22 protein-coding genes and 1 pseudogene are annotated in these 25,857 nt (G+C 65.3%); 11 read left to right on the top strand and 12 right to left on the bottom strand.

What is annotated here, in order from left to right:
• Window positions 1–92: 92 nt before the first annotated feature.
• The 3 genes from IRZ12_RS00665 to IRZ12_RS00675 all read left to right on the top strand — a co-directional run bounded on the left by IRZ12_RS00665 (window position 93) and on the right by IRZ12_RS00675 (window position 5,067).
• Window positions 93–956, top strand: coding sequence for a MoxR family ATPase (locus tag IRZ12_RS00665; protein ID WP_296463016.1), 864 nt, complete (start codon window positions 93–95; stop codon window positions 954–956).
• Between the two features lie 82 nt (window positions 957–1,038).
• Complete coding sequence (locus IRZ12_RS00670; protein ID WP_296463020.1) at window positions 1,039–2,211, top strand: hypothetical protein; 1,173 nt, start codon at window positions 1,039–1,041, stop codon at window positions 2,209–2,211.
• 78 nt (window positions 2,212–2,289) lie between these two features.
• The gene (locus tag IRZ12_RS00675) at window positions 2,290–5,067 is read left to right on the top strand and encodes a pitrilysin family protein (protein ID WP_296463022.1); all 2,778 of its coding nucleotides are present in this window, start codon (window positions 2,290–2,292) and stop codon (window positions 5,065–5,067) included.
• Between the two features lie 45 nt (window positions 5,068–5,112).
• Here IRZ12_RS00675 and IRZ12_RS00680 read toward each other — a convergent pair whose 3' ends face one another.
• Window positions 5,113–6,033 carry a LysR family transcriptional regulator gene (locus IRZ12_RS00680; RefSeq protein ID WP_296463024.1) on the bottom strand — a complete coding sequence of 307 codons (921 nt, stop codon included), beginning with the start codon at window positions 6,031–6,033 and terminating at the stop codon, window positions 5,113–5,115.
• A 149-nt stretch (window positions 6,034–6,182) separates the two neighbouring features.
• Between IRZ12_RS00680 and IRZ12_RS00685 the strand changes: the two genes are divergently transcribed.
• Both IRZ12_RS00685 and IRZ12_RS00690 read left to right on the top strand, forming a co-directional pair.
• Window positions 6,183–6,977: a class II aldolase/adducin family protein gene (locus IRZ12_RS00685; RefSeq protein WP_296463027.1), complete on the top strand. Its 795-nt coding sequence runs from the start codon at window positions 6,183–6,185 to the stop codon at window positions 6,975–6,977.
• 63 nt (window positions 6,978–7,040) lie between these two features.
• The gene (locus IRZ12_RS00690; RefSeq protein ID WP_296463029.1) at window positions 7,041–8,012 is read left to right on the top strand and encodes a tripartite tricarboxylate transporter substrate binding protein; all 972 of its coding nucleotides are present in this window, start codon (window positions 7,041–7,043) and stop codon (window positions 8,010–8,012) included.
• 28 nt (window positions 8,013–8,040) lie between these two features.
• Here the strand turns inward: IRZ12_RS00690 and dnaJ are convergent, their stop codons facing one another.
• The 6 genes from dnaJ to hrcA all read right to left on the bottom strand — a co-directional run bounded on the left by dnaJ (window position 8,041) and on the right by hrcA (window position 14,673).
• Entirely contained in the window at window positions 8,041–9,159 is a 1,119-nt protein-coding gene (gene dnaJ, locus IRZ12_RS00695) for a molecular chaperone DnaJ (protein ID WP_296463031.1), read from the bottom strand.
• 230 nt (window positions 9,160–9,389) lie between these two features.
• The gene (gene dnaK / locus IRZ12_RS00700; RefSeq protein ID WP_296463033.1) at window positions 9,390–11,324 is read right to left on the bottom strand and encodes a molecular chaperone DnaK; all 1,935 of its coding nucleotides are present in this window, start codon (window positions 11,322–11,324) and stop codon (window positions 9,390–9,392) included.
• A 112-nt stretch (window positions 11,325–11,436) separates the two neighbouring features.
• Window positions 11,437–12,015, bottom strand: coding sequence for a nucleotide exchange factor GrpE (gene grpE / locus IRZ12_RS00705; protein WP_296463038.1), 579 nt, complete (start codon window positions 12,013–12,015; stop codon window positions 11,437–11,439).
• Between the two features lie 164 nt (window positions 12,016–12,179).
• Window positions 12,180–12,566, bottom strand: a complete 387-nt coding sequence (locus IRZ12_RS00710; RefSeq protein ID WP_367181567.1) for an RNA-binding S4 domain-containing protein — start codon at window positions 12,564–12,566, stop codon at window positions 12,180–12,182.
• Window positions 12,544–13,635, bottom strand: coding sequence for a ferrochelatase (hemH, locus tag IRZ12_RS00715; RefSeq protein WP_296463046.1), 1,092 nt, complete (start codon window positions 13,633–13,635; stop codon window positions 12,544–12,546). The genes IRZ12_RS00710 and hemH overlap by 23 nt, the downstream gene beginning before the upstream one ends.
• Before the next feature lie 33 nt (window positions 13,636–13,668).
• The gene (gene hrcA, locus IRZ12_RS00720; RefSeq protein ID WP_296463049.1) at window positions 13,669–14,673 is read right to left on the bottom strand and encodes a heat-inducible transcriptional repressor HrcA; all 1,005 of its coding nucleotides are present in this window, start codon (window positions 14,671–14,673) and stop codon (window positions 13,669–13,671) included.
• A gap of 102 nt (window positions 14,674–14,775) precedes the next feature.
• On the opposite strand from hrcA, the gene IRZ12_RS00725 reads away from it, so the two are divergent.
• Together IRZ12_RS00725 and recN are read left to right on the top strand one after the other, a co-directional pair.
• A complete protein-coding gene (locus IRZ12_RS00725) occupies window positions 14,776–15,672 on the top strand; it encodes an NAD kinase (RefSeq protein WP_296463053.1) in 897 nt (298 codons plus the stop codon).
• A gap of 32 nt (window positions 15,673–15,704) precedes the next feature.
• Window positions 15,705–17,348 (top strand): DNA repair protein RecN, encoded by a 1,644-nt coding sequence (gene recN / locus IRZ12_RS00730; protein WP_296463056.1) that lies wholly within the window; start codon window positions 15,705–15,707, stop codon window positions 17,346–17,348.
• Between the two features lie 32 nt (window positions 17,349–17,380).
• Here recN and fur read toward each other — a convergent pair whose 3' ends face one another.
• Window positions 17,381–17,800: a ferric iron uptake transcriptional regulator gene (gene fur / locus IRZ12_RS00735; protein WP_296463063.1), complete on the bottom strand. Its 420-nt coding sequence runs from the start codon at window positions 17,798–17,800 to the stop codon at window positions 17,381–17,383.
• A 332-nt stretch (window positions 17,801–18,132) separates the two neighbouring features.
• Here fur and IRZ12_RS00740 point away from each other — a divergent pair, with 332 nt between their 5' ends.
• Window positions 18,133–18,699 (top strand): outer membrane protein assembly factor BamE, encoded by a 567-nt coding sequence (locus IRZ12_RS00740; RefSeq protein WP_296463109.1) that lies wholly within the window; start codon window positions 18,133–18,135, stop codon window positions 18,697–18,699.
• Window positions 18,700–18,711: 12 nt separating this feature from the next.
• Window positions 18,712–19,512, top strand: coding sequence for a 4-hydroxy-tetrahydrodipicolinate reductase (dapB, locus tag IRZ12_RS00745; protein ID WP_296463066.1), 801 nt, complete (start codon window positions 18,712–18,714; stop codon window positions 19,510–19,512).
• 63 nt (window positions 19,513–19,575) lie between these two features.
• On the opposite strand, the pseudogene IRZ12_RS00750 reads toward dapB, so the two are convergent.
• A pseudogene (locus IRZ12_RS00750) lies at window positions 19,576–20,169 on the bottom strand (CheB methylesterase domain-containing protein); the annotation flags it as partial.
• A gap of 85 nt (window positions 20,170–20,254) precedes the next feature.
• Complete coding sequence (locus tag IRZ12_RS00755; RefSeq protein ID WP_296463068.1) at window positions 20,255–21,085, bottom strand: protein-glutamate O-methyltransferase CheR; 831 nt, start codon at window positions 21,083–21,085, stop codon at window positions 20,255–20,257.
• A 218-nt stretch (window positions 21,086–21,303) separates the two neighbouring features.
• Here IRZ12_RS00755 and IRZ12_RS00760 point away from each other — a divergent pair, with 218 nt between their 5' ends.
• Together IRZ12_RS00760 and IRZ12_RS00765 are read left to right on the top strand one after the other, a co-directional pair.
• Window positions 21,304–22,863: a response regulator gene (locus IRZ12_RS00760; RefSeq protein ID WP_296463070.1), complete on the top strand. Its 1,560-nt coding sequence runs from the start codon at window positions 21,304–21,306 to the stop codon at window positions 22,861–22,863.
• Complete coding sequence (locus tag IRZ12_RS00765) at window positions 22,860–23,492, top strand: response regulator transcription factor (protein WP_296463072.1); 633 nt, start codon at window positions 22,860–22,862, stop codon at window positions 23,490–23,492. Before IRZ12_RS00760 ends, IRZ12_RS00765 begins: the two co-directional genes overlap by 4 nt.
• A 124-nt stretch (window positions 23,493–23,616) precedes the next feature.
• Here IRZ12_RS00765 and IRZ12_RS00770 read toward each other — a convergent pair whose 3' ends face one another.
• A complete protein-coding gene (locus IRZ12_RS00770) occupies window positions 23,617–24,519 on the bottom strand; it encodes a response regulator (protein ID WP_296463074.1) in 903 nt (300 codons plus the stop codon).
• Between the two features lie 74 nt (window positions 24,520–24,593).
• Window positions 24,594–25,805 (bottom strand): flagellar hook-associated protein FlgL, encoded by a 1,212-nt coding sequence (gene flgL, locus IRZ12_RS00775; protein WP_296463076.1) that lies wholly within the window; start codon window positions 25,803–25,805, stop codon window positions 24,594–24,596.
• Window positions 25,806–25,857: the final 52 nt, after the last annotated feature.

Consider the following 25,857-nt stretch of genomic DNA (forward strand, 5'->3'; position numbering starts at 1 on the left):
CTGTAGCTCCGTGTCGTGGGCTCGGAGTTGTGTATAAGTGACAGTCCCTATACTGGGTGCTTCGCCCCCGTGGCCCCCATGCCAGTTCGACCATGTCCCAGACCGCTCAGCCTTCTCCCGCCCGCTTCGCGGGCACGGACACCTACGTCGCCACCGACGACCTGACGCTTGCCGTCAACGCCGCCCTGACGCTGGAACGACCTCTCCTGATCAAGGGAGAGCCCGGTACCGGCAAGACCATGCTGGCCGAGGAAGTGGCCAAGGCGCTGGACAGGCCACTGCTGCAATGGCACATCAAGTCCACCACCAAGGCGCACCAGGGGCTTTATGAATACGACGCGGTCTCGCGCCTGCGCGATTCGCAGCTGGGCGACGAAAAAGTGCGCGACATCCGCAACTACATCGTGCGCGGCGTGCTGTGGCAGGCATTTGCTTCGCCCGAACCCGTCGTGCTGCTGATCGACGAAATCGACAAGGCCGACATCGAGTTCCCGAACGACCTGCTGCGCGAACTCGACCGCATGGAATTCCACGTCTACGAGACGCGGGAAACGGTGCGCGCCATACACCGGCCGCTGGTCATCATCACCTCCAACAATGAGAAGGACCTGCCCGACGCGTTTCTGCGGCGCTGCTTCTTCCATTACATCCGGTTCCCGGACAAGGCGACCATGGAGCGGATCGTCAAGGTCCACTACCCGGACCTGAAGAAGGAATTGCTCTCCGCGGCGCTCGACAGCTTTTTCCAACTGCGGGAAACGCCGGGGCTGAAGAAGAAGCCCTCCACTTCCGAACTGCTGGATTGGCTCAAGGTGCTGCTGGCCGAGGATATTCCGCCTGAAGCGCTGCGCAGCGGCGACCGTAATGCCGCCATCCCGCCGCTGCATGGCGCACTGCTGAAGAACGAGCAGGACGTGCACCTGTTTGAACGGCTCGTGCTGATGGCGCGACGGTAACCGCTCCCGCCGGGCGGCGCACCGCCCGGGAGAAGCCCCCGCGCCTCGGACGGCAAGTCTCTCGCCTGGCACACGGACCATCATGCTGATCGACTTCTTCTACCATCTGCGCAAATTCCAGCTGCCGGTGTCCATCAAGGAATACCTGACGCTGCTCGAAGCGCTGTCGCGCCGAGTGATCTCGCCCTCGGTGGATGAGTTCTACCTGCTGGCCCGGATGACGCTCATCAAGGACGAGAGCCTGTTCGACCGCTATGACCGGGCATTCGCCAGCTATTACAAGGACGTCGAAGCGGCCTTTCCGCCGGGCAAGGAGATTCCGGCGGAATGGCTGGTCCAGCGCCTCATGCGGGAGCTCTCGCCGGAAGAAAAGGCCGCCATCGAAAAGCTGGGGTGGGACAAGCTGATGGAATTGTTCCGCCAACGGCTGGAAGAGCAACAAGACCGGCACGAAGGCGGCAACAAGTGGATAGGAACCGGCGGTACTTCCCCCTTCGGCAGTGGCGGGTATCACCCGGAGGGCCTGCGCATCGGCAACGAAAGCGCCGGCAACCGCAGCGCCGTCAAGGCTTGGGAAATGCGCGACTTCCGCGATTACGACGACCAGGTGGAACTGGGCACGCGCAACATCAAGGTGGCGCTGCGCCGACTGCGGCGCTTTGCCCGCGAGGGCGCCGATTACGAGCTGGACCTGGACGACACGATACGCAGCACCGCCCGCAATGCGGGGCACCTGGACCTGCGCATGGTCCCGGAACGCCACAATACCGTGAAGGTACTGATGATGCTGGACGTGGGCGGCACCATGGACGTCCACGTCCAGCGCATCGAAGAACTGTTTTCGGCTGCCCGCAGCGAATTCAAGAACCTGGAAGTCTATTACTTCCACAACTGCCTGTACGACTGGGTGTGGAAAAGCAACCGCCGGCGCCATGCCGAACGCACCCATACGTGGGATCTCCTGCGCAAGTACAACCCTGACTGGCGGCTGATCTTCGTCGGCGACGCCACCATGAGCCCCTATGAAATCCTGCAGCCGGGAGGCTCGGTCGAGTATCACAACGACGAGGCCGGTGCGGTCTGGCTGCAGCGCATGGTCGCCGCCTTCCCTCGCTTTGCCTGGTTGAACCCTGAGCCCGAGGGGCTATGGCCCTACCGGCAGTCCGTGGATATCATCCGCAGGCTGATGCAGGGACGCATGTATCCGGTCACGCTGAGCGGCCTGGAGCAGGCCATGCGCCTGCTCTCCAAGTAATCCCGGTTCCGGGGCGCGCGGCGGGAACATCGTCGCGGTTCGTCACTCCAACCATTTCCTGAACGGTCGACTCAACCTATGCCATCATCGCTTACCGCTTTCCGATCCGGCGGCCTGGGCCGGTCCCTCGCCTGCGTCGCGCTGTCCTTGAGCGCGTTGCTGCCGCCGGCAGTCACCGCCGCCCACGCCGACGCAGACTCCCTGCCGGCCGGCGTCCAAAAGGTCACCTCGGTCGAAGGTATCAGCGAGTTCCGCCTCTCCAACGGGTTGCGGGTCCTGCTCGCCCCCGACCAGTCCAAGCCGACCACCACGGTCAACATGACGTATCTAGTCGGGTCGCGCCACGAAAACTACGGCGAAACGGGCATGGCCCACCTACTCGAACACATGCTGTTCAAGGGCACGCCCTCCATGCGCAACGCGCTGGCCGAGTTTTCGCGGCGCGGACTGCAGGCCAACGGCAGCACCTGGACCGACCGCACGAACTATTTCGCCAGCTTCGCCGCCAATGAGGACAACCTCGAGTGGTACCTGAAATGGCAGGCGGACGCCATGGTCAACTCCCTCATCGCGCGCGAGGACCTCGACTCCGAGATGACGGTCGTGCGCAACGAGATGGAAAGCGGCGAGAACAATCCTTTCCGCGTCCTGATGAGCAAGATGCTGGCATCGGCCTATCAGTGGCACAACTATGGCAAGACGACGATAGGCGCACGTTCGGACGTGGAAAACGTCGACATCGGCCGGTTGCAGGCCTTCTACCGCACCTACTACCAGCCTGACAACGCGGTGTTGATCGTCTCGGGCCGGTTCGACGTCGCCAAGACCCTGGCCGTCATCGCCGACACGTTTGGCAAGATTCCCAAGCCCGAGCGCACCCTACCCCGCCTCTACACTGAAGAGCCGGTGCAGGACGGCGAACGCAGCGTCACGCTGCGCCGGGCGGGCGGCTCGCCCATGGTCGCGGCCATGTACCACACGCCGCAAGGCGGCGCGCCCGATTACGCTGCCATGGACCTGCTGGCCGGCATCCTGGGCGACGCGCCCTCCGGCCGCCTGTACAAGGCGCTGGTCGAAACCAAGCTGGCGGCATCGACCTTTGGCTTCACCTTCGGCATGCACGACCCAGGCGTCATCATGCTGGGCGCGCAGCTGCCGCCGGGCGCCGACATCGACGCCGCCCGCTCGAAGATGCTCGAGACAATCGAGACCATCAAGTCGCAGCCCATCACGGAAGAAGAACTGGAGCGGGCCCGGACCCGCTGGCTCAAGGACTGGGACATGGCTTACAGCGACCCGCAGAAGGTGGGCGTGTCGCTGTCCGAGAGCATCGCCCAGGGCGACTGGCGGCTGTTCTTCCTGACCCGCGACCGGGTCCGCGCGGTCAAGCTGGCCGACGTGCAGCGCGTGGCCGAGAGTTACCTACTCCAGTCCAACCGCACGCTCGGCACCTACATCCCGACCGACAACCCGCAACGCGCGCCGGCGCCTAAGCCGCTGGACCTGCAGGCCGAGCTCAAGGACTACAAAGGCGACACCGATTTCGTCCAGGCCGAAGCCTTTGATGCGACGCCGGCCAACATCGACGCACGCACGCAGCTCAAGACCCTAGAGCTGCCCAACGGGCCGGTCAAGCTGGCGCTGCTGCCCAAATCCACGCGCGGCCGCCTCGTGCATGCACGGCTGGCGCTACGGTTTGGCGACGCGGAATCCCTGCGCGGCCAACGCGAAATCGCCCGCGCCGTGGGCGCCTTGCTCGACAACGGCACGGCCACGATGACTCGCCAGCAAATCCAGGACCGCTTCGACGCCCTGCGCGCGGACGTCGGGTTTGCCGCGGGCGGCACGGGCGTGGTGGTCGACATTTCCACCACGCGCGACAACCTGCCCGCCACGCTGGAGCTGGTGCTGGACATCCTGCGCAACGCCAACTTCCCGGAAGACCAGCTGGACGAATACCGGCGGCGCGGACTGGCGGCGGTGGAAAGCGCGCGCCAGGAACCCACGGCCGTCGCGCAACAGGCGCTCGCGCGCCACAACAATCCCTGGCCGGCAGATGACCTGCGCTACACGCCCAGCTTCGACGAACAGGAGGCCGCCTACAAAGCGCTGACCCGCGACGCGTTGGTCCGCTTCCACGAGCGCTTCTACGGAGCGGGGCACATTCGCCTGGCCGCGGTCGGGGATTTCGACCCCGAGGTCGTGGAACAGGCACTGACCCGGGGCTTGGCGGGCTGGAAACGGGCGCCCGCCTACACCCGCGTGCCGCATCCTTTCCATGCACCGCCGGCCGAGCGCTTCGACATTTCGCTGCCGGACAAGGCCAACGCCTTCTATATGTCCACGCTTCCGATCCCGCTCCAGGACACTGACCCGGACTACCCCGCCGTGATCCTGGCCAATTACCTGCTAGGCAGCTCGGAAACCTCCCGCCTGTGGATGCGCGTGCGGGAGCGGGAAGGCCTGTCCTACAACGTGCGCAGCCAAGTGTCGGCCTCGTCGTACGAGCCTTCCGGCAGTTGGACCATGTACGCCATCTACGCGCCGAGCAACCGGGCGCGCCTGGAGGCGGCCGTCAAGGAGGAAGTCGAACGCGTGCTGCGCGAGGGTTTCAGCGAGGAGGAAGTCCGGGATGGCATCGCGTCGCTGATGAACCTGCGGCATTTGGCGCGGGCTCAGGACCGGCGCCTGGTGGCGGCCTGGTCCGACTACCTGGAACTCGGCCGCACCTTCGCTTTCGCCGCCGAATCGGACCGCAAGCTGCAGGCGCTCACGGCGGCGGACGTCAACGCCGCGCTGCGCAAGTATTTCAAGCCTGAAGCCTTCAGCACGGCAGTGGCGGGCACGTTCAAATAGCAGGAAGCGCCGGGCCGGGGCCCGCATCCCGGCCCCGGCGCCGCGCTACAGGAGCTTCATGCCCGCGAACTCCTCGCGCACCGTGCCGAGGAAAGCCTCTGCCGCGGGTGACAAGCTGCGGTCGCGCTTGTACACGGCTGAGAAATCGATGGGTACGCGCGGGCCCACCAGCCGGCAACGGGTCAAATTCCCATAGGGCATGCGGGACGCCAGCGCGGACGCCCACATCGAAACCCCCAGGCCACTAGCGGTCATCCAGAATGCCGAGGAAAGAAAGTTGACCTCGTGCACCACGTTCAAGGTCACGCCGGCTTCGGCCGCCGCGGCCTCCATCTGGCGGCGAATGCCGTACGCCAGCCCGGGGCGTACCGCGATCACCGGCTGTGCCGAGAGCTCGCGCCACCGGACCTGGCGCCGGCGGGCGAACGGATGGTCCGTGGCGCACACCAGGCATAGGTGATCGCGCAGCAACAGCCTAGACGCCAGGAGAGGCTCCTCGCGCTCGAGGGTGCCGATTCCGAAATCCACGGCCTCGGATGACACCCGGGACAGAAACTGGTCCGGCGCGCAGTCGTCCAAGACCAATTGGACGCCGGGAAAGTCCTCCCGGAAGCGCCGCACCACGCCGGGCATCAAGACACTGCCCACGGTCGCGGTAACCGCCACATGAACGCGCCCGGTCCGGCACTCGCCCAAGTCCCGCGTCCTCGCCCCGAGCCAGGCCACGTCGCCCAGGATCCGCTCCGCCGTCGCAATGATTTCCTGCGCCGCCTGCGTCGGCACCAGCGAACGCGAGGTCCGGTCGAACAGGCGCAAGTTGAGCGTGGACTCCATTTGCCGAAGCATGGTGCTGACGGCTGACTCCGTGACCGAGAGCCGGTCAGCGGCCGTCGTGAGTTTGCCGAGCCGGTACACGGCAACGAAGGCACGCAGTTGCCGCAGGCTCAACTGGGTTTCGATGCTCATTCAATGTTTTCTCAAGGTTCAATCAAAATCTTTTGATTGGCTTCGGCCCGAGCCGGGTCTTCAATACAGGAAGAAGGGCGGCGCGGCGAGCATACTCTACCCCAGACTCCCTCGCTTGACCCCTCTTTATCCATCAAGCTCGGGAATCTATGTCGAACGACCACAGTAGTACCACCCGCAACCCCGCGTGGAGCGACGAGGAATGGCAAACCCGCATCGACCTGGCCGCGTGCTATCGCCTGCATGCGCACTACGGCTGGACCGACCTCATCTATACGCATATCTCCGCCCGCGTGCCGGGCGAGGAAGAACACTTCTTGCTCAACCCGTTCGGATTGATGTTTGACGAGGTCTGCGCCTCCAACCTCGTCAAGATCGACATCGACGGCAACGTCATCGAACCCACCCCGCACCGGATCCATCGCGCGGGCTTCGTCATCCACAGTGCCATCCATGCGGCGCGCCCCGACGCCCGCTGCGTGATCCACGCCCACACCCGGGCCGGCATGGCTGTCTCGACCATGAAATGCGGGCTGCTTCCGCTCACCCAGCACGCCATGCTGTTCCACGGGAAAGTGGCCTATCACGACAGCGAGGGCTTCGCGAACCAGCTCGCCGAACGCGAGCGGCTGGCCGCCGACCTGGGCGACAAGCCGGTCATGATCCTACGCAATCACGGCACGCTCATTGCCGGGGAAACCATCGGCCAGGCATTCGCGATGATGTGGCACCTGGAGATGGCCATGCAGGCCCAGGTCGATGCCCTCGCGAGCGGCCAGGAGCTGGTGCAGCCGGGCACGGCGTTGGCCGAAAAAATTTCAGCCGCCGGCTTTCGCCCGCCCGGGACGCTGCGCTCGGACGGGACGATGAGCCCCTTGGGGAACCTCGAATGGCCGGCCCTGCTGCGCATGCTGGACCGCAAAGACCCGTCGTATCGAACCTGATCGTTGCAATCCGTCCCCACCCATAACACATGGCGCGGCTTGAACCGCGCGAGGAGACACACGATGTTCCGCCGTTGCCCGAAACTCGTCGTCCGCCTGGTCGCAGCGCTCGCGTTCTTCACCGGGGCTGCCCATGCCTATCCCGATAAACCGATACGCATCATCATCCCCTACGCGCCGGGAGGAGGCGCGGACGGCGTTTCCCGGCTGCTGGCCCAGCGGCTGGAAAAAAGCTTCGGGCAACCGGTCCTGGTCGAATCGCGCGCCGGAGGCAATACGGTCATCGCGGCCCAGGCCGTGGCGCGGGCCGCTCCGGACGGCTATACCTTGCTGATGACGGGCGGCTCCACCATGTCGCTGATTCCGCTGACCAGCAAGAAAGTGCCCTACGACCCGCTGGCCGACTTCGCGCCCATCAGCATTCTGTCCAAGGGGCCGTATCTTCTGTGTGTCTCGGCGGAACTGGGCGTCAACACCCTCGACGAGGTCCTCGCGCTCGCGCGCGCCAAGCCCGGCGCCCTGTCCTATGCGTCGAATGCCATCGGCGGTTCTGCGCACCTGGGCATGGAACTGCTGGCACAGCGAGCCAAGGTCCAGCTCAACCACGTTCCATACAAGGGGTTCGCCCCGGCCATCGGGGATGTCGTGTCGGGCCGCACGCCCCTGGCGATGCTGGACCAGGCAACGCTGGGCGGTTTCGGCAAGTCGGGCCGGATCAAGGTCCTGGCTGCCACTTCGCTGACGCGATCCAGCATGTACCCGGACGTGCCGACGCTGGCCGAACTCGGCTTCCCCGGCTACGAGCTGGAAACCTGGTTCGCCCTCTACGCCCCGGCAGGTACCCCGGACTCGATCATCGAAAAACTGGGCGCCGAAGTGCGGGCCTGGCTATCCACCCCCGAAGCCCAGCAGGCCCTGAACGCGCTGGGGCAAGAAGCGGCCGCATCCACGCCTGAAGCGGTCCGCGACCGCATCAAGAGTGAGCAGCAATCCTACGGCCCGCTGATCGAGGCCGCGAAAATCAGTACCGACTGATTCAGGCTGGCGCCGGGACGGGCCAGGGTCAGCTGAAGAATTCCTTCACCCGGTCCGTCCAGGACTTGCTCTGGGGCGAGTGCTTGTCGCCGCCCTCGTTGAGCGAGGCCTCGAACTCGCGCAGTAGCTGCTTCTGCTTCTCGTTCAGGCGCACCGGGGTTTCCAGCACCACGTGGCAGTAGAGATCGCCAGGATAGCTGGAACGCACGCCCCGGATGCCCTTGCCCCGCAGGCGGAACACCTTGCCCGACTGCGTGCCTTCAGGAATGGTGATCTGGCCGCGCCCGCCAAGCGTGGGCACCTCCAGCTCCCCGCCGAGCGCGGCAGTGGTGAAGGGAATCGTCAGCTCGCAGTGCAGGTCGTCGCCATCGCGCTGGAAGATGGGGTGCGGCTTGATGTGGATCTCGACGTAGAGGTCGCCCGGAGGACCGCCGTTGACGCCCGGCTCGCCATTGCCGGCGGACCGGATGCGCATGCCGTCATCGATCCCGGCCGGAATCTTCACCTGCAGCGTCTTATTGCGCCGCACCTTGCCCACCCCGTCGCACGTCGTGCAGGGCTCGGGAATGACCTTGCCCGTGCCGTGGCACGTGGGGCAGGTCTGCTGCACGCTGAAGAACCCCTGCTGCATGCGCACCGCCCCGGTGCCGCCGCAGGTGTGGCAGCTCTTGGGATGCGTGCCCGGCTTGGCCCCGCTGCCATGGCAAGTGTCGCAGTTGTCCCAGCTGGGAACGCGGATTTCGGTCTCGAACCCCGCAGCCGCCTGTTCCAGCGTGATTTCCATGCTGTATTTGAGGTCCGCGCCGCGGTACATCTGGGGGCCGCGCTGGCGCCCGGCGCCGAAGATCTCGCCAAAGATATCGCCAAACGCGTCGGCGAAACTACCTGCCCCGCCGCCCATGCCTCCCGCCGCGGCGGCATCGACGCCGGCGTGGCCATAACGGTCGTAGGCATCGCGCTTGTCAGAGTCGGAAAGAATCTCGTAGGCGTATTTGACCTCTTTGAACTTCTCTTCCGCTTCCTTGGAGTCCGGATTGCGGTCCGGATGGTATTTCATGGCCAGCTTGCGGTAGGCCTTCTTGATCTCTTCCTCGGAAGCGGTGCGGGATACGCCGAGGACTTCGTACAAGTCGCGTTTGGTGGACATGATGGTCTTTCAAGTGGCCTGCGGGAGGCCGTGATCTCTTAGGCGAATAGCTGCGTTGCTATTGACTCTGGTTTGGGTAGGCCCCCTCTGCCCGTCGAAGCCTTCCAGGAGCGGCTCCGGCGAACGGAGGGGGCCTACCCAAAACCCCGCACTGCGCCTTGCGGCGCCGTGCGGGAGACGCTGGGCCCGAACGGGGCGGCCCTCATTGTAGGCTGCCCCGGGCCGGCGGATTATTTGTCGTCGCGCTTGACTTCCTTGAAGTCGGCATCGACCACGTTGTCGTCGGCCTTGGCGCCGCCGGCATTCTCGCCGGAGGCCGCGCCGGCCGCCTGTGCCTGGGCCTGCATGTCGGCATACATCTTCTCGCCCAGCTTCTGCGAGGCCTTGGACAGCGCTTCGACCTTGGCATCGATCGTGGCCTTGTCGCCGTCTTTCAAGACGCCTTCGAGGTCCTTGATCGCGGCCTCGATGGCTTCCTTCTCGGAAGCATCGAGCTTGTCGCCGTACTCGGACAGCGACTTGCGGGTGGCGTGGACCAGCGCGTCGGCCTGGTTGCGCGACTGCGCGAGCTCGGCGACCCGGCGGTCCTCGTCGGCGTTGGCCTCGGCGTCGCGGATCATGCGCTCGACTTCGGCTTCGGTCAGGCCGGAGTTGGCCTTGATCGTGATCTTGTTCTCCTTGCCCGTACCCTTGTCGCGGGCGGACACGTGCAAGATGCCGTTGGCGTCGATGTCGAACGTGACCTCGATCTGCGGCACGCCACGCGGCGCGGGCGGAATGCCTTCGAGGTTGAATTCGCCCAGCGCCTTGTTGGCCGAGGCGATCTCGCGCTCACCCTGGTACACCTTGATGGTCACCGCGGGCTGGTTGTCCTCGGCGGTGGAGAAGACCTGGGTGTACTTGGTCGGGATCGTGGTGTTCTTCTTGATCATCTTGGTCATGACGCCGCCCAGGGTCTCGATGCCCAGCGACAGAGGCGTCACGTCCAGCAACAGCACGTCCTTGCGATCGCCGGCGAGCACCGACCCCTGGATGGCGGCGCCAGCGGCGACGGCTTCATCCGGGTTCACATCCTTGCGCGGCTCGCGGCCGAAGAACTCCTTGACCTTCTCCTGCACCTTGGGCATGCGCGTCATGCCGCCGACCAGGATGACGTCATCGATATCCGAGACCTTGATGCCGGCGTCCTTGATGGCGATGCGGCAGGGCTCGATCGTACGTTCGATCAGGTCCTCGACCAGCGCTTCCAGCTTGGCGCGAGTGATCTTCATGTTCAGGTGCTTGGGACCGGAGGCGTCGGCCGTGATGTACGGCAGGTTGATCTCGGTCTGCGAGGACGAGGACAGCTCGATCTTGGCCTTTTCCGCGGCTTCCTTCAGGCGCTGCAGGGCCAGGACGTCCTTCGAGAGGTCCGTGCCTTGCTCTTTCTTGAACTCGGCGATGATGTAGTTGATCAGCACCTGGTCGAAGTCTTCGCCGCCCAGGAAAGTGTCGCCGTTGGTGGACAACACCTCGAACTGCTTTTCGCCGTCGACGTCCGCGATTTCAATGATCGAAATGTCGAACGTACCGCCGCCCAGGTCATACACGGCAATCTTGCGGTCGCCCTTGTCGGTCTTGTCCAGGCCGAATGCGAGCGCAGCCGCGGTCGGCTCGTTGATGATGCGCTTGACCTCCAAGCCCGCGATGCGGCCGGCATCCTTGGTCGCCTGGCGCTGGCTGTCGTTGAAGTAGGCCGGAACCGTGATCACGGCCTCGGTCACTTCCTCGCCCAGATAATCCTCGGCGGTCTTCTTCATCTTGCGCAGCACTTCGGCCGAGACCTGGGGCGGCGCCAGCTTCTTGTCGCGCACTTGCACCCAGGCGTCGCCGTTGTCGGCCTTGACGATGGAGTAAGGCATCAGGTGGATGTCCTTCTGCACCTCGTCTTCTTCGAACCGGCGACCGATCAAGCGCTTGACCGCGTACAGCGTGTTCTTGGGGTTGGTGACCGCCTGGCGCTTGGCCGGCGCGCCCACGAGGATCTCGCCATCTTCCATGTAGGCGACGATGGAGGGAGTGGTGCGGGCGCCTTCGGCGTTCTCGATGATCTTGACCTGCGTACCTTCCATGACTGCCACGCAGCTGTTGGTGGTACCCAGGTCGATGCCTATGATTTTGCCCATGATCCTATTCCTGAAAATCGGAGAATTTTCTTGACTGGTGAATAAATTGGGGGATTCTTCGTGATTTCAATGCCTGCGATGACATCGTTCAATCGCGGCGGACCCGCATACCTCACTTCGGCGCAGCGACCGTCACCAACGCCGGGCGCAGCACCCGATCCACGATCATGTAACCCTTTTGCAGCGTCTGGACGATGGTATTGGCCGGCTCATCCGACGGCACCGAGGCGATGGCCTGATGGTGATGGGGGTTGAATTTGTCCCCGGGGACGGGAGCGATCTCCATCAGCTTGTTGCGCTCGAACGCGCCGGTCAGCTGCTTGAGCGTCACTTCCACGCCTTCGCGCAGGGACTCCAGGGACTGGTTTTCCTGGGCCAGCGCGGCCTCCAGACTGTCCCTGACCGGCAGCAGGCTCTCGGCAAAGGACTCGATGCCGAACTTCTGCGCCTTGGCCACTTCCTCCTGGGCGCGACGCCGCACGTTGTCGGCCTCGGCCACCGCCCGCAGCATGGCATCGTAATGCTCCTTGGCCTGCGCCTGGGCAGCGGCCAATTGGGCTTGCAGCTCGGCGACCGGATCCTCCTGCGCGGGCTCCTGGACCGGGTCTTGGGTTTGCTGCGTCGCAGCATCCGTCACGGGCTGATCCGGTTCCGGAATGGGTTGGTCGCCAGGCTTTTGCTCAGCCGACATTGATGCCTCCATAAAAAACCAATTAAATCAGGGACTTGTTGAGATACTATGCGCAAGGTGGGGATGAACGCCCCTATTTCAAGAGGGGGAATATACCCTCAAGCGAAAATACCCCGCCCGCGCGGTAGCCCTCCTGCCCCGCGCGCAAACGTGGCGGCTCCCGCTCAGTGCGCCGAAAAGGATTTGAGTTTTTCGAGCTGGCGCCGGTCGTGCTTGGTGGGGCGGCCCTTGATGTGGGCGGACGGATCGACATTCTGCTTGCGCAGCTCCAGCGCTTCGAGCCGGCGCTTGAGCCCTTGCGGCGTCTCGTCGTAGAGCGTGCGGGCGAATACCGCCGGCCCCCGCTGCGCAGACAAGCCCCGCACCAGGACTTCCCAGTCCTGCTCGCCCGCGCGGATCTGCAGGATGTCCCCGGGCCGCACGGACCGGGACGGCTTGACCCGATCCCCGCCCACTTTGACCTGCCCCGCCTCGACGGCCGCCTGGGCGAGCGACCGGGTCTTATAAAACCGGGCCGCCCAAAGCCACTTATCGATTCGTAGTTCTTCCATTTCCATCCTGTGCATGCATTGCACGGTCAAGAGGCCGCCCGGGCCTTCGCCCCACCCAACCCTGCAGGTGCCGTTCCGCCAGGTCGGCCAGGGCAGCGACCCAGGGACCGAAGTCGTTCAGGGCGGGAATGTAGCGGAGCTGGCGTCCGCCGGCGGCGACGAAAGCCTCTTTGGCCTGCACCGCGATCTCTTCCAAGGTTTCGATGCAGTCGGCGACGAAGCCCGGGCAGAACACGTCCACGTCGGCCACGCCGGCCTGGGCCAACTCCTTGAGCCTGGGTTCGGTATACGGCTGCAGCCATTCGGCGGCGCCGAAGCGGCTCTGGAACGTCACCTCTGCCTCCCCGGCGGCCAGCCCCAGCTCCTCGGCCAGCAGGCGGCCGGTGCGCAGGCACTGGTCGTGGTAAGGGTCTCCGAGCTCCGCGCAGCGCTTGGGCACGCCATGGAAACTCAACACCAGCTTCTGCCCCCGCCCCTCCCGTTCCCAAAATTCGCGGATGCGGGAGGCCATGGCGCCGATGTAGCCGGGATCGTCATGGAAGTCCCGCACGTAGCGGATTTCGGGCACGTTGCGCAGGCAGGCAAGGCGCGCGCCCACCCCGTCGACGACCGCAGCCGTGGTGCTGGCCGCATATTGCGGATAAAGCGGCAGTACGAGGATGCGCTCGCACCCCGCGGCACGCAGGGCGCCGATGCCGTCGGCCAGCGACGGAATCCCGTAGCGCATGGCAAGCGCCACCTCCACGTCCAGGCCCCGGCCCGAGAGCTCGCCCCGCAGCCGCTCGCCCTGGCGCCGGCTCCACACCATTAGCGGAGAGCCTTCGGGCATCCATATCGAGGCATAGCGCCGTGCCGCCTCCCGGGGGCGCAAGGTCAGGACGATGCCGTACAGGATGGGCAGCCAGAGGAAGCGCGGGAGTTCGACCACGCGCGGATCCGAGAGGAATTCGGCCAGGTAGCGGCGCACCGCGGCCGGGGCGGGCGCGTCCGGCGAGCCCAGGTTGACCAGGAGCAAGCCGGTACGGGTAGGGTGGCCGGCTGGCGCCGAGGGCTCGGGAAGGAAGCGCATGAAAGGCTTTCCGGTGTGTCGCGCAGGCGAGGGTTAGCAATGGCTCAAGGCGTTCGACAACAGGCGGGCCGTAATGTCGACGATGGGAATGACGCGCTCATACGACATTCGCGTCGGGCCGATCACCCCTACCGTCCCGACGACCTTGCCGTCCACGCCGTAGGGGGCGGTAATGATGCTGACTTCTTCCATCGGCACCAGCTGGGAATCCCCGCCGATGTAGATCTGCACCCCCTGGGCGCGGCTGGACATGTCGAAAAGCTGCATGAGGTCCGTCTTTTTCTCGAAGAGCTCGAACATCTTGCGCAGCTTGTCCATGTCGGAGGCCAGGTCCGAGACGCCAAGCAGGTTCAGCTCGCCGGAAATCACCACGCCTTCGTTTTCGCTTGCCGCCTCGACGCTGGCATCCACCGCCTGCGCCATGAGCTTGGAGATGTCGACCCGCAGCCGGCTCAGCTCTTTCTGCAGCAATTGCCGGGCGTCGTCGAAGGACTTGCCGCTGAAATGCTGGTTGAAGAAATTAGCGGCCTCAGTGAGCTCCGACGACGAGTAATCGCGCTGCACCGACAGGATGCGGTTCTGCACGTCGCCTTCGGGCGTCACGATGATCAGCAGGACGCGCCGCTCCGAAAGCCGGATGAATTCGATCTGGCGGAAGACTTGGCTGCGCTTGGGTGCCATGACCACGCCGGCGAAATGCGTGAGGTTGGACAGCAGCGAGGCGGCCGCCGCGATGACGCGCTGCGGTTCCGCCGAAGGCAGCATGTTCTGGATATGGGACGCCTCCGACACCTCGTACGGCTGCACGGTAAGCAGCGAATCCACGAACATGCGGTAGCCGCGCGGCGTGGGCACCCGCCCGGCCGACGTGTGCGGGCTGTGGATCAAGCCATGCTCTTCGAGGTCGGCCATCACGTTGCGGATGGTGGCCGGAGAGAGGTCGAAGACCTTGGAAAGCGTACGCGAGCCGACAGGCTGTCCGTCACTAATGTAACGCTCGATGAGAGCTTTCAACAACGCACGTGCGCGATCGTCCATAAGCCTATTTTACCCCGTAGGGTGTGCGCCGTCCCCGTCGAAACGGCCGGAACGGGACGGATTTTGTTCAATGCCGCATTCTTCCGCCCATATAATGGACGCATGCATTTTCCCATCGTCGCCCTGGTTGGCAAATATCACGACACCGGCATTGCCGCCCCGCTGCGCGCCGTCGCGCAGATGCTGCGCGAGGCCGGCCGCGAGGTCTTGTTCGAAAAAGACACCGCTGCCAACATCGGCGTCGATGAATATCCTGCCGCAACCGTGGAAGAGATCGGGCAGCGCGCCTCGCTCGCCATTGTCATGGGCGGGGACGGCACCATGCTCGGCGTGGCGCGCCAGCTGGCGCCCTGGGACGTGCCCGTCGTAGGCATCAACCATGGCCGGCTCGGCTTCATCACCGACATCCCGCTCGAAGACGCCTGTACCGCCGTGGCAGGCATGCTGAACGGCGAATACGAATCCGAGACCCGCACCCTGCTCGCCTCCAGCGTGATCCGCGGCGATACCACGCTGGTCTCGGCATTGGCGCTGAACGACGTGGTCCTGAGCCGGGCCGGGCTGGGCGGCATGGTGGAAGTCACGGTGCAGGTCGACGGCCTATATATGTCGAAGCAGCGCGCCGACGGGCTCATCATCGCCACGCCCACCGGCTCGACGGCCTACGCGCTCTCGGCCAACGGCCCCATCCTGCACCCGGCCCTGCGCGGGCTGGTGCTGGTGCCGGTGGCCCCGCAGGCCCTCTCGAACCGGCCCATCGCCATCCCGGACGACTGCACCATCGAAATCACGCTGACGCGCTCCCCGGGCGGCCGGGACGAAAGCGCGAGCGTCCACTTCGACATGCAAAGCTGGTCCTCGCTCCAGGAAGGCGATCGCGTCCTGGTGAGACGCGCCGAACATACGATCCGCTTCCTGCATCCGGCCGGATACAGTTATTTTTCCACCTTGCGGCGCAAGCTGCACTGGAACCAGATCTCGGGCACTGCAATCGACTAACCCTGCCCCGTCCCTCTTCCGGCTTCATCCGTATGCTGCGCGCCCTGCACATCAGCGATTTCGTGATCGTCGACCACACCGAAGTCGAATTCGGCCCGGGCTTCACCGTTTTTTCTGGCGAGACTGGCGCGGGCAAATCCATCCTGATCGACGCCCTGGCCCTGGCCCTGGGCGAACGGGCCGACGCCTCGGTGCTGCGGGAAGGCGCGAGCCGCGCCGAAGTCAGCGCGGTATTCGACGTACCCGCATCGCTGCGCGACTGGCTGGCCGAGCGCGAGCTGGATACCGAAAGCCTGGTGCTACGCCGCGTGGTCGACGCCCAGGGCCGCAGCCGGGGCTACATCAACGGCGTGCCTGCCACCCTCACCCAGTTGCGCGAGTTGGGCGAGCGGCTGGTCGACATCCACGGCCAGCACGCCCACCAGAGCCTGCTCAAGCCGCATTTCCAGCGCGACATGCTCGACGACCACGGCGGGCACGGCGACATGCGCCGCGCGGTGGCCGAGGCCTGGAAAGCCTGGCGCGAACTGGAACGCAAGCTGGAGGAAGTCGAGCGGAACGCCGCCATGCTGGCCCAGGAGCGCGAGCGCCTGCAGTGGCAGGCGGACGAACTGGGCCGCCTGGCGCTCAAGCCCGGTGAATGGGACGAACTCCAGGCCGAACACAAGCGGCTGGCCCATGCCCAGGCCCTGATAGACGGCGCCAGCCAGGCCATCGCGGCGCTCGATGAAGACGACGATTCCGCCCATTCCCGCCTGGCCGCCGCGGCCCAGCGCATCGCCCAGCTCGCGACGCACGACGCCGCGCTCGCGCCGGTCGCCGAAGCCTTGGAATCGGCCCGCATCGCGCTGCAGGAGGCGGTCTCCGACCTGAACGGCTATCTCTCCCGGCTCGAACTCGATCCGCAGCGCCTGGCCGAGGTCGAGGCCCGCCTGCAGGCAGTGTTCGACACGGCCCGCAAGTTCCGGCTCCAGCCCGAGCAGCTGGCGGCGCAGCATGCCGCGCTGCTGGCGCAACTCGACACGCTGAAAGACGCCGAAGACGTCGAAGCCCTGCGCAAGAGAGCCGCCAACGCGAAGGCTGCCTACGAGGAGGCCGCCGCCAAACTGAGCCGGGCCCGCCGCAAGGCGGCCGCATCGCTCGGCAAGGCCGTGACACAGGCCATGCAGGCCCTGGCGATGGGCGGCGGCAAGTTCGAAGTCGCCGTGGAACCGTCGGACCCGGGTCCTGCGGGCAACGATGCCATCGAATTCCGGGTGGCGGGCCATGCCGGCACGACGCCGCGCCCCCTCTCCAAAGTGGCCTCGGGCGGAGAGCTGGCGCGGATCTCGCTTGCGCTGTCGGTCATCGCCAGCCGCGCTGCCCGGGTGCCGACCCTGATATTCGACGAGGTGGACACCGGCATAGGCGGGGCTGTCGCGGAGGTGGTCGGCCGCCTGCTGCGGGAGCTCGGCAGCCTGCACCAAGTGCTATGCGTGACGCACTTGCCGCAGGTGGCGGCCTGCGGCAACACGCACCTGCGGGTGGACAAACGCCAGGAAAATGGAACGGCGGTTTCGACGGTCACCGTACTCGACCGGAGCGGCCGGGTGGACGAAATCGCCCGCATGTTGGGCGGCATAGAAATCACCGCCACCACGCGCAAGCACGCGCGCGAGATGATAGGAAGCCATTGACGGGCGGGCATCCAGCCCGTCCCGTGCGGCGGCTATCGATTCTTGGTGCAGTTCTGGCAAATGCCGTAGAGCGACAGGGCATGCCCGGTCAGCACGAAATTGTGGTCTTTCGCGATTTTCTGCTGGCGCTTTTCGATTTCCGGGTCGAAGAATTCCTCGACCTTGCCGCAATTCGTGCACACTAGGTGGTCGTGGTGATCGCCCTCGTTCAGCTCGAACACCGCCTTGCCGCTGTCGAATTGGCTGCGGACCAGCAGGCCGGCCTGCTCGAACTGGGTCAGCACGCGATAGACCGTCGCCAGTCCGATTTCCACACTGTCGCCTATCAACGCGCGATAGACATCCTCGGCGCTCATGTGGCGCACTTCAGCCTTGCGGAAGACATCCAGGATCTTCAGCCGGGGAAATGTCGCTTTCAGGCCTATACTCTTGAGTTCGCTTTGATCAGTCATGATGGTCCCTTTGAAAGCGGTTCGGTGTATCGGTTCCTTCCGACGCGGAAGCCCCATTGCCGGCCTGCGAGCGACCGCCGAACCGCGACGCGGAATACTTTCCCTGCACGCGCGCTCGGCGGACGGGCGGCGGCAGCACGGCCCGGCATGGTCGTGCGCGCGCAGCGCTCCTTCCGTCCTGGCAGCCGCCCGAGAAGGTTGGGAACGCGCCGAAGAGCCCAGGCGCTTCCCGAGAGCTTTATGATAACGGTTTCCCCAATGAAGACGAGTGCGGATCTGTGCCAAACGCCCTGATTTCCCTTCTCTACGGCCGAGCAGGCGTCCTGCGCCGGCTGGCGCCGGTCGCGCTGCTGAGCTTGGCCGCATGCAGCACGATCAACGACTATGTGCCGGGCTTCATCAAGCCCTACCGGCCCGACATCCAGCAAGGCAATTGGCTGACCCGGGAACAGGTGGAACTGCTGCGTCCGGGCATGACCCGCGAGCAGGTCCGATTCGCATTGGGCAGCCCCACGCTGACGAGCATTTTCCACGCCGACCGCTGGGACTACCCCTATCTGTACACGCCCGGATACGGCAAGACGGAGAAGCGTCTCTTTACCGTCTATTTCGTCAATGACCGGCTGGACCGCTGGGAAGGCGACGAGCAGCCCAACCGCCAGCCCTTCCAACAAAAGGATGCGCGCGAGGCGCTAGACACGGCTGCCCCGCCGCAACAGGCCGAGCAGGCCGCCGGGCCCAGGCCGGACGGCGACGCCACGCCGCCTTCCGCACAGCAAGGTGCCATGACGCATACGCCCCTGACGACGGGCGGCATGGCTGTGCCGGGCGCGCTCGACCCCGCATCGAACCCGCCGGCGGCCGCCGCGCCCAATGAATCCGCCACGTCCCCCCGATAACACTAAGTGCCAATGACTCCTCTACGTATCGCCATTGCTGGGTCCACCGGCCGCATGGGCCGCATGTTGATCGAAACGGTGCTCGCCGCGCCTGACCTGCAGCTGACCGTCGCGCTGGATCGAGCCGGCAGCCCGGCCCTCGGCCGCGACGCGGCCGAATTCCTCGGCAAGGCCAGCAACGTCTCGATCACAGACAACCTGGACGCCCTGGCCGAGGCTGACTGCCTGATCGACTTCACGCGCCCCGAAGCCACGCTCGCCCACCTTGAAGCGTGCCAGCGCCACGGCGTCAAGATGGTGATCGGGACCACCGGCTTCGATGCGGCCGGCAAGGCTGCGATCGAAGCCGCATCGCAGAAGGTAGGCATCGTATTCGCCCCCAACATGAGCGTGGGCGTGAACGTCACGCTCAAGCTCCTGGACATTGCCGCCCGCATCCTGAAAGACAATTACGACGTGGAAGTCTTCGAGATCCACCACAAGCACAAGGTGGATGCGCCGTCCGGAACGGCCCTGAAAATGGGCGAAACCGTGGCCCAGGCCTGGGACAAGCCGCTTTCCGAGATCGCGGAATGGGCGCGGCACGGCGAAACGGGCGCCCGCAAGCCAGGCACCATCGGCTTTTCAGTCGCCCGCGGCGGCGACGTGGTCGGCGACCACTCCGTATTTTTCTGCGGCCCGGGCGAGCGGATAGAAATCACGCATCGGTCCGCCAGCCGCGTCACCTATGCCGAGGGCAGCCTGCGCGCCGCCCGTTACCTGGCCGACAAGCCCACCGGGCTGTACGACATGCAGGCCGTGTTGGGGCTCTAAGGCCGGCGTTGCGGCATCCGGTTCGGCCGGATGCCGCATTCCCACGGCCGCCGGCCGCGCCCATCACCACGGCGTCAACGCCAGCGCGCGGTGGCGCACGTCGACCGCCACCTGCAAGCGCTGCGCGACCTGGGACAGCGGCACGACCTCGTGGGCCGCGCCAAGTGCAATGGCCTCGCGGGGCATGCCGAACACCACGCTGGTGGCTTCGTCCTGGACCAGGTTATAGCCCCCCGCCTCGCGCAGGGCCAGCATGGCGCGCGCGCCGTCCTTACCCATGCCGGTCAGCATCACCGCCACCGCCCCTGGCCCGGCGGCCCGCGCCACCGATAGAAACAAGACCTCGACCGAGGGACGGTGGCGATTCACCGGTTCCCCTTCCGACAGATTCGCGTAATAACCGACGAGCGGCAGATAGCGTACGGCCAGATGCGCATGGCCTGGTGCGACGTACGCACAGCCGGGATACAAGCGCTCGTTGTGCTCGGCCTCCTTGACGTGCAGCCGCGAATGTTTGTCTAGCCGCTCGGCGAAGCTGCGCGTAAAGCCCGGCGGCATGTGCTGGGTGATCACCACCGGCGGCAAGCCGGGGGGCAAGCCGCCCAGCACTTCGCGCAGCGCTTCGGTGCCGCCCGTCGATGCGCCGATCGCGATCAGCAACCGGTGATCGTATGTCGGCGCAGGCCCTCCCGGCCCGCCTTCTCCGCACCCGTACGCGGAACAACCGCTCATGCCAGCTCCCTCAGTCCCGGACGCGTGCATACACCGTGCGCCCCTGTAGCTGGAATTTGTGCTGGCCCTGGGAGAAGCTTTCAGAGTGCCCGACGAAAAGCAGCGCGCCCGGAGGCATCAGGCTCGCCATGCGCTCGATCACGTTCAATTGCGTGGGGCGGTCGAAATAAATGAGGACGTTGCGGCAAAACACCGCGTCGAGCGGCCCGCGGACGCGCCATACCGGATCGAGCAGGTTCTGCTGGCGAAAGCTCACGAGGGCGCGCAGCTCCGGGCGCACGCCATAGAGGCCGTCGCCTTGGGGACGAAAATACCGGCGCACCTGCTCGTCGGGAACCCGAACCAGCTGGTCGCTGCGGTATGCCCCCTGCCGCGCGAGGGACAAGACCTGCGTATCGAGGTCGGTGGCGAGGATCCGCACGGGCGGGGCCAGGCTGCTGAAGGCTTCGGCCGCGGTGATGGCGAGCGTCCATGCTTCTTCACCACTGGAGGCCGCTGCGCACCAGACCTGCAGGGGCTGTCCGTTGTTCTCGGCGGCCCGCCGCTTCAGGTGCGCGGCAAGAATGGGAAAGTGATGGCTTTCCCTATAGAAATACGTGAGGTTGGTCGTTAATGCATTGACGAAGTATTCCCACTCCGGCGCGCCGGCGCGCAAACCTTCGAGATAAGCACTGAACGATGAACGCCCCGTGGCACGGAGCCGCCTGGCCAGGCGGCTGTACACCATGCTGCGCTTGGCGTCGGACAGCGAAATGCCGGTATGCTGGCGCAACAGCGTGCGTATGCGATCGAAATCCTGGTTGCTGAAGGCGAACTCGGTTCCGACCAGAATATCGGACATGCCCGGTGCGCCGTCGGCCATGGCCAGAGGAGAAGGTCTGGAGGTCACGGTTTGCCCTGAAAAACGCGCCTTAAGGGTGCCGCATGACGAAGCAGCGGCGGGCCCTCACGCTATCATTGAATGGATTAACGGCAACTCTCTGCAAATCATTAAGCATGTTCCATCGCGGCCCAGTCCTCGCGCAGAGCTCCTTTTCCATCGGAGTCCCGCCTCCTTTCATGACGGCTCCGGGCACTGCTTATCCCGGGGTGGGAACGGACGGACGCACCCCCCATCAACTGGCGATTCTCTTCGTCGAAGATTCGCTCGCCGACTTCACCCTGATGCGTGCAGTGCTGGTGGACGCGGGGCTGAACGTCACCGCCCGCTGCGTCGATACCGAGGCCACCATGCGCCAGGCGCTCGCCGAGCGCGAATGGGACGCCATCATCAGTGATCATTCCCTGCCCACGTTCAGCGGCCTGCGCGCCCTGAAAGTCGCCAAGGAAGTCGGTTTCCGCGGCCCCTTCCTGATCGTGTCGGGGGCCATCGGCGAAGAGAGCGCCGTCGAAGCGATGCGCGCCGGTGCCGACGATTACGTCATGAAGAACAACCTGCGCCGGCTGCCTCCCGCACTCGAGCGCGGACTGCGAGAAGTCCAGACCCGGGACCAACGCCAGCGCGCGGAAACCGCGCTGGCCTCGGCGCACGACCAGCTCAATGCCATCTTTTCGGCAACGCCGGTGGCCCTGTTCGCCATCTCGCGCGAGCGCATCGTCACCATGTGGAGCCCGGCCTTCGAGGACCTCACCGGCCTGAACGCAGCGCAGGCGCTGTCGCGCCCCTTCGCCCTGCCCTCGCAGGAAGACACCTGGAAATTACTCACGCTCATCGCGCCGGCACTCGATGGCACCGCCGTGCGCGGCCTGCCGTTCAGCATCGAGACCCGCGGCGAAAAACACGAACTGCTGGTCTCGGCCAGCCCGCTCAGCGGGTCTCCCCCGTCGGGCTGCGTCGTCGCCCTGTCGGACGTCACGCACCTGGCCCACGCACAGGCCGAACTGAGCCGCTCCGAGCGCCAATTGCGGGAGCTGTCGCGCCACACGGAGCGCCTGCGCGAGAAAGAGCGGGCCGAGATCGCGCGCGAAATCCACGACGACCTGGGCGCGCTGGTGACCCGCATCCGCGCCGACCTGGCGCTGGCGCGACGTCGCTCGCGGGAACAAGACACGGCCAAGTTGCTGGAGCAGGCCGAACAAATGGTCGCCTCGCTGGGAGAAGCGATTTCCCGCATCGCGCGGGCCATGCGCCCGCCCGTCCTTGACTTCGGCATCGTGGCGGCGATCGAATGGCAGGCCCGCGACTTTGCGCAGCGCACCGGCATCGCCGTCAACGTCCACACCAACCAGGACGACCTGGCCCTGGACCTAGAGCGATCGATCGCGATTTTCCGCATCTTCCAGGAAGCGCTGACCAACGTCTTCAAGCATGCGCAGGCCACCCAGGTCGACGTCGACTTGTTCGCCGACGACAACACCCTGAGCCTGGAAGTCCGGGACAACGGCATCGGCCTGTCGTCGGATGCGCTGCGCAAGCAAACGTCTTTCGGCCTACGCGGCATGATGGAGCGCGTCCACGACCTGGGCGGATGGATGGACATCAGCGGATCGCCCAATACGGGGACGCCTCCGTTTCGAGGCACTACACTTATGATCTCGATCCCGCTGAATCCTCAGGAAGCACCCATGAATTCGAACGGGAGCAAGCATCCCCATCACGAACCGGAGGACCTGGAATGATCCGCCTGGTTCTCGCCGACGACCATGCCATCGTGCGATCCGGCCTGCGCCAGATCGCACAAGCCGAGGAAGGCATCACGGTGGTAGGCGAAGCGGCCGACTGCGGCGAATTGCTGGACGTGCTGCGCAAGACCGAGGCGGACGTCGTGCTGATGGACATTTCCATGCCCGGCAAGAGCGGCCTCGAAGGGCTCAAGCAGGTGCGCGAGCGTTGGCCGAAGATCGCCGTGCTGATGCTCAGCATGTATCCGGCAGACCAATACGCGGTGCGCAGCGTCAAGGCGGGCGCCGCCGGCTACCTACACAAGAACTCGCCGCCCGAGATGGTCATCGAGGCGATCCGCACGGTTGCGCGCGGCAAGAAATACATCACGCCGGAATTGGCCGAGCAGCTGGCCACGCACCTCAGCCAGGGCGACGAGCGCCCGCCTCACGAGCTGTTGTCGGACCGCGAATACCAGACCATGGTGATGATCGCCTCGGGCCGCACGCTGACGCAGATCGCGGAGGAAATGTCGCTCTCGCCAAAGACAGTATCGGTATACCGCGCGCGGCTGCTGGAGAAGATGAAGCTCAAGAACAACGCGGAGCTGACGCACTACGCGCTCAAGCACAAGCTCGTCGAATAAAGCAGGCAGATCTTGGCATCAGGGCCTGCGGCAACCGGGCCCGGGGCCTGGCCAAGGTCGGCAGCGTCGAGTTGCCGGGGCGCCGGACCCGCTTGCGGCAGGCCCTGTGATGCCTCGCACGGATCTATCCGTTCAAGGGAATCGTCCCCACCGCCTCGCGCCCACCGTCTTCGTAGGTCAGGTCCTTGAACGTCAACGCCTTGGCCATCGCAATGCCGCGCCCGTGCATCTCGAACGCCCGGTCGGGTGACATCTCCAGGTACTCGCGCCAATCAAAGCCGTTGCCCTGGTCCCGCACCCGAAAGCGTATCCATTGCGGCCCGCGCTCGAAGCTCACCGTCGCCACGCGATCCCGGTAAGGCGGCAGCGACAGCCGCCGCTCGATCTCCGCGGTCCAGCGGCCCTCCATGCTCAAACGCCCTTTTTCCTGGAAACCAATCTCCAGATTGCCGTGTTCGACGGCATTGACCATCAACTCGGCCAGCCCGATCACCGCCACCTCGGGGGCAGGACACAGCTTGGCCAGGAAAAAAGCGAGCTGGCGGGCCTCCACCAACGAGACGAACTCGAACAACGCCTGCCGCATGTGTGCGAACACGTCATGCACGTCGGAAAGCCGGCGCCGCAATCCTTTCTGCTTGGCGCGAAACTCGATGGCGGCCCCTACCACCGCCATGAGCATGTCGTGCTCGTACGGCTTGGTGAGGTAATAGTAGGCGCCCCGGTGTATGCCTTCCAGCACGTCGGAGGGATGCGATACCGCCGTCTGCATGATGACCGGGATATCGGCGAAACGGCGATCCGACCGGATGCGCGCAAGCAGCTCGATGCCGTCTATGCCCGGCATCATGCGGTCAAGGACGATCAGGTCGAAATCGACGCCGGAGCCCTGCAGCACCTCCCAGGCCTGGATGCCGTCCTGCACGCATCGCAGGCGATAACGGGGGTCCGACAAGAGCTCAGAGATGATCTCGAGATTCAGCGGCTCGTCGTCGACGACGAGGATGTTGAATGGTTCCTGTGGCATGGGGTCACCGAGCTGAACGGAAAACAGCGCTGGCGGCGCATTCGCGTCCCGACGCCACAGCGTCCTCTAGGCGTCTACAAGTAGTTGAATATCGACAGCCGGGCAATCTGCGTATACGTCTGTTGCGCAGCCTGCACCGTGTACGTGCGCTTGGCCAGCTCGCCCGTCAGTTCCGTCATCGTTTCGATATCCGATCCTACCACGCGCGATATTTCCTCCGTGACCTGGTCGCCGCGCGCCTCGCCTGCGGTGGTGGCCGCCTCGATTTCGTTCAGCCGGCTGCCGATGGAAGAACGGGCCTCGAGCAGGCGGTTCAAGGCGGCATTCAAGTTCAGGTTCACTTCGTACAAGGCGTTCGTGCGCGCCGTGGATTCGTGGCCGGTATCGGGCAAGCCCAGCGCGGCGATCGCCTGGTCCAGGGTATCGAAAACGCTCTGCGACGACGCCGGCCCGAAGGTGATCCGGTCTCCTTGCGCGGGCCTGCCGTTGAAGCTGACCTGGATGCCCGCCATCTCCACGACCTGCCCATCCCCCAGCAAGCCTGTGCCGACTTCGGCGCCGTCCCTGTCGGTGATCGTGTACGCGCCGTCGACGCCGAACTCGATGGTATAAGGCCCGAAGGGCGCGGCCGCGTTCCAGGCTTGCCTGTCCTTGATCACGCCGGCAGACAGCGTCGCGCTACCGGTGTTGGCTCCATCGGCCTTGACCTCCAAGCCGTTCTGCCCCGTGGGGATGTCGCCGAACAGGTAATGACCCGAGAAGCTGATGTCGATCACGCGGTTCGGCCCGATCTGGCTTTGGCGCACGCCGGAATCGCCCTGGTAGACGACGCCGGCAGCCGTCCGCACGAAGGGCTGGTTGTCGCGCTTGTAGCCGGCGAAGATGTAGTTGCCGTTTTCGTCCTGCGTGTTCGCCACGCTCAGCAGTTGGTCGCGCAGCGCCCGCAGGTCGGCCAGGATGGATTGCCGGTCTTGCTCGTTCAGCGTACCGCCACCCGCCTGCACGATGCGCGCCAGGGCTGCCTGGAGCGTGTTGCCGGCCTCGACCAAGTAGTTTTCGGTCGCTTCGAGCATACCCTTGGCGTCGGCCTGGTTACGCAGCATTTGCTCGTTGGCCTGCCGCGTTGCCTCCAGGGCTACCTCGCGGCTGGCCGCCACCGGGTCGTCGGAAGGAGTCAGCAGCTTGCGTTGGGCGGATAGCTGCTGCGAAACCTGCATCAATGCACTCTGCTGGCTGTTGATGGCGCGTATGCTGCTGTCGTAGAACTGATTGGTGCTGACTCTCATGGGTGCTATGTCCGGTTTCGGTGTCGGGAAGCGCGCCTAGTCGTGCCCCGCG

It is taken from the genome of Pigmentiphaga sp. (assembly GCF_019689535.1).
Classification (GTDB): Bacteria; Pseudomonadota; Gammaproteobacteria; order Burkholderiales; family Burkholderiaceae_B; genus Pigmentiphaga.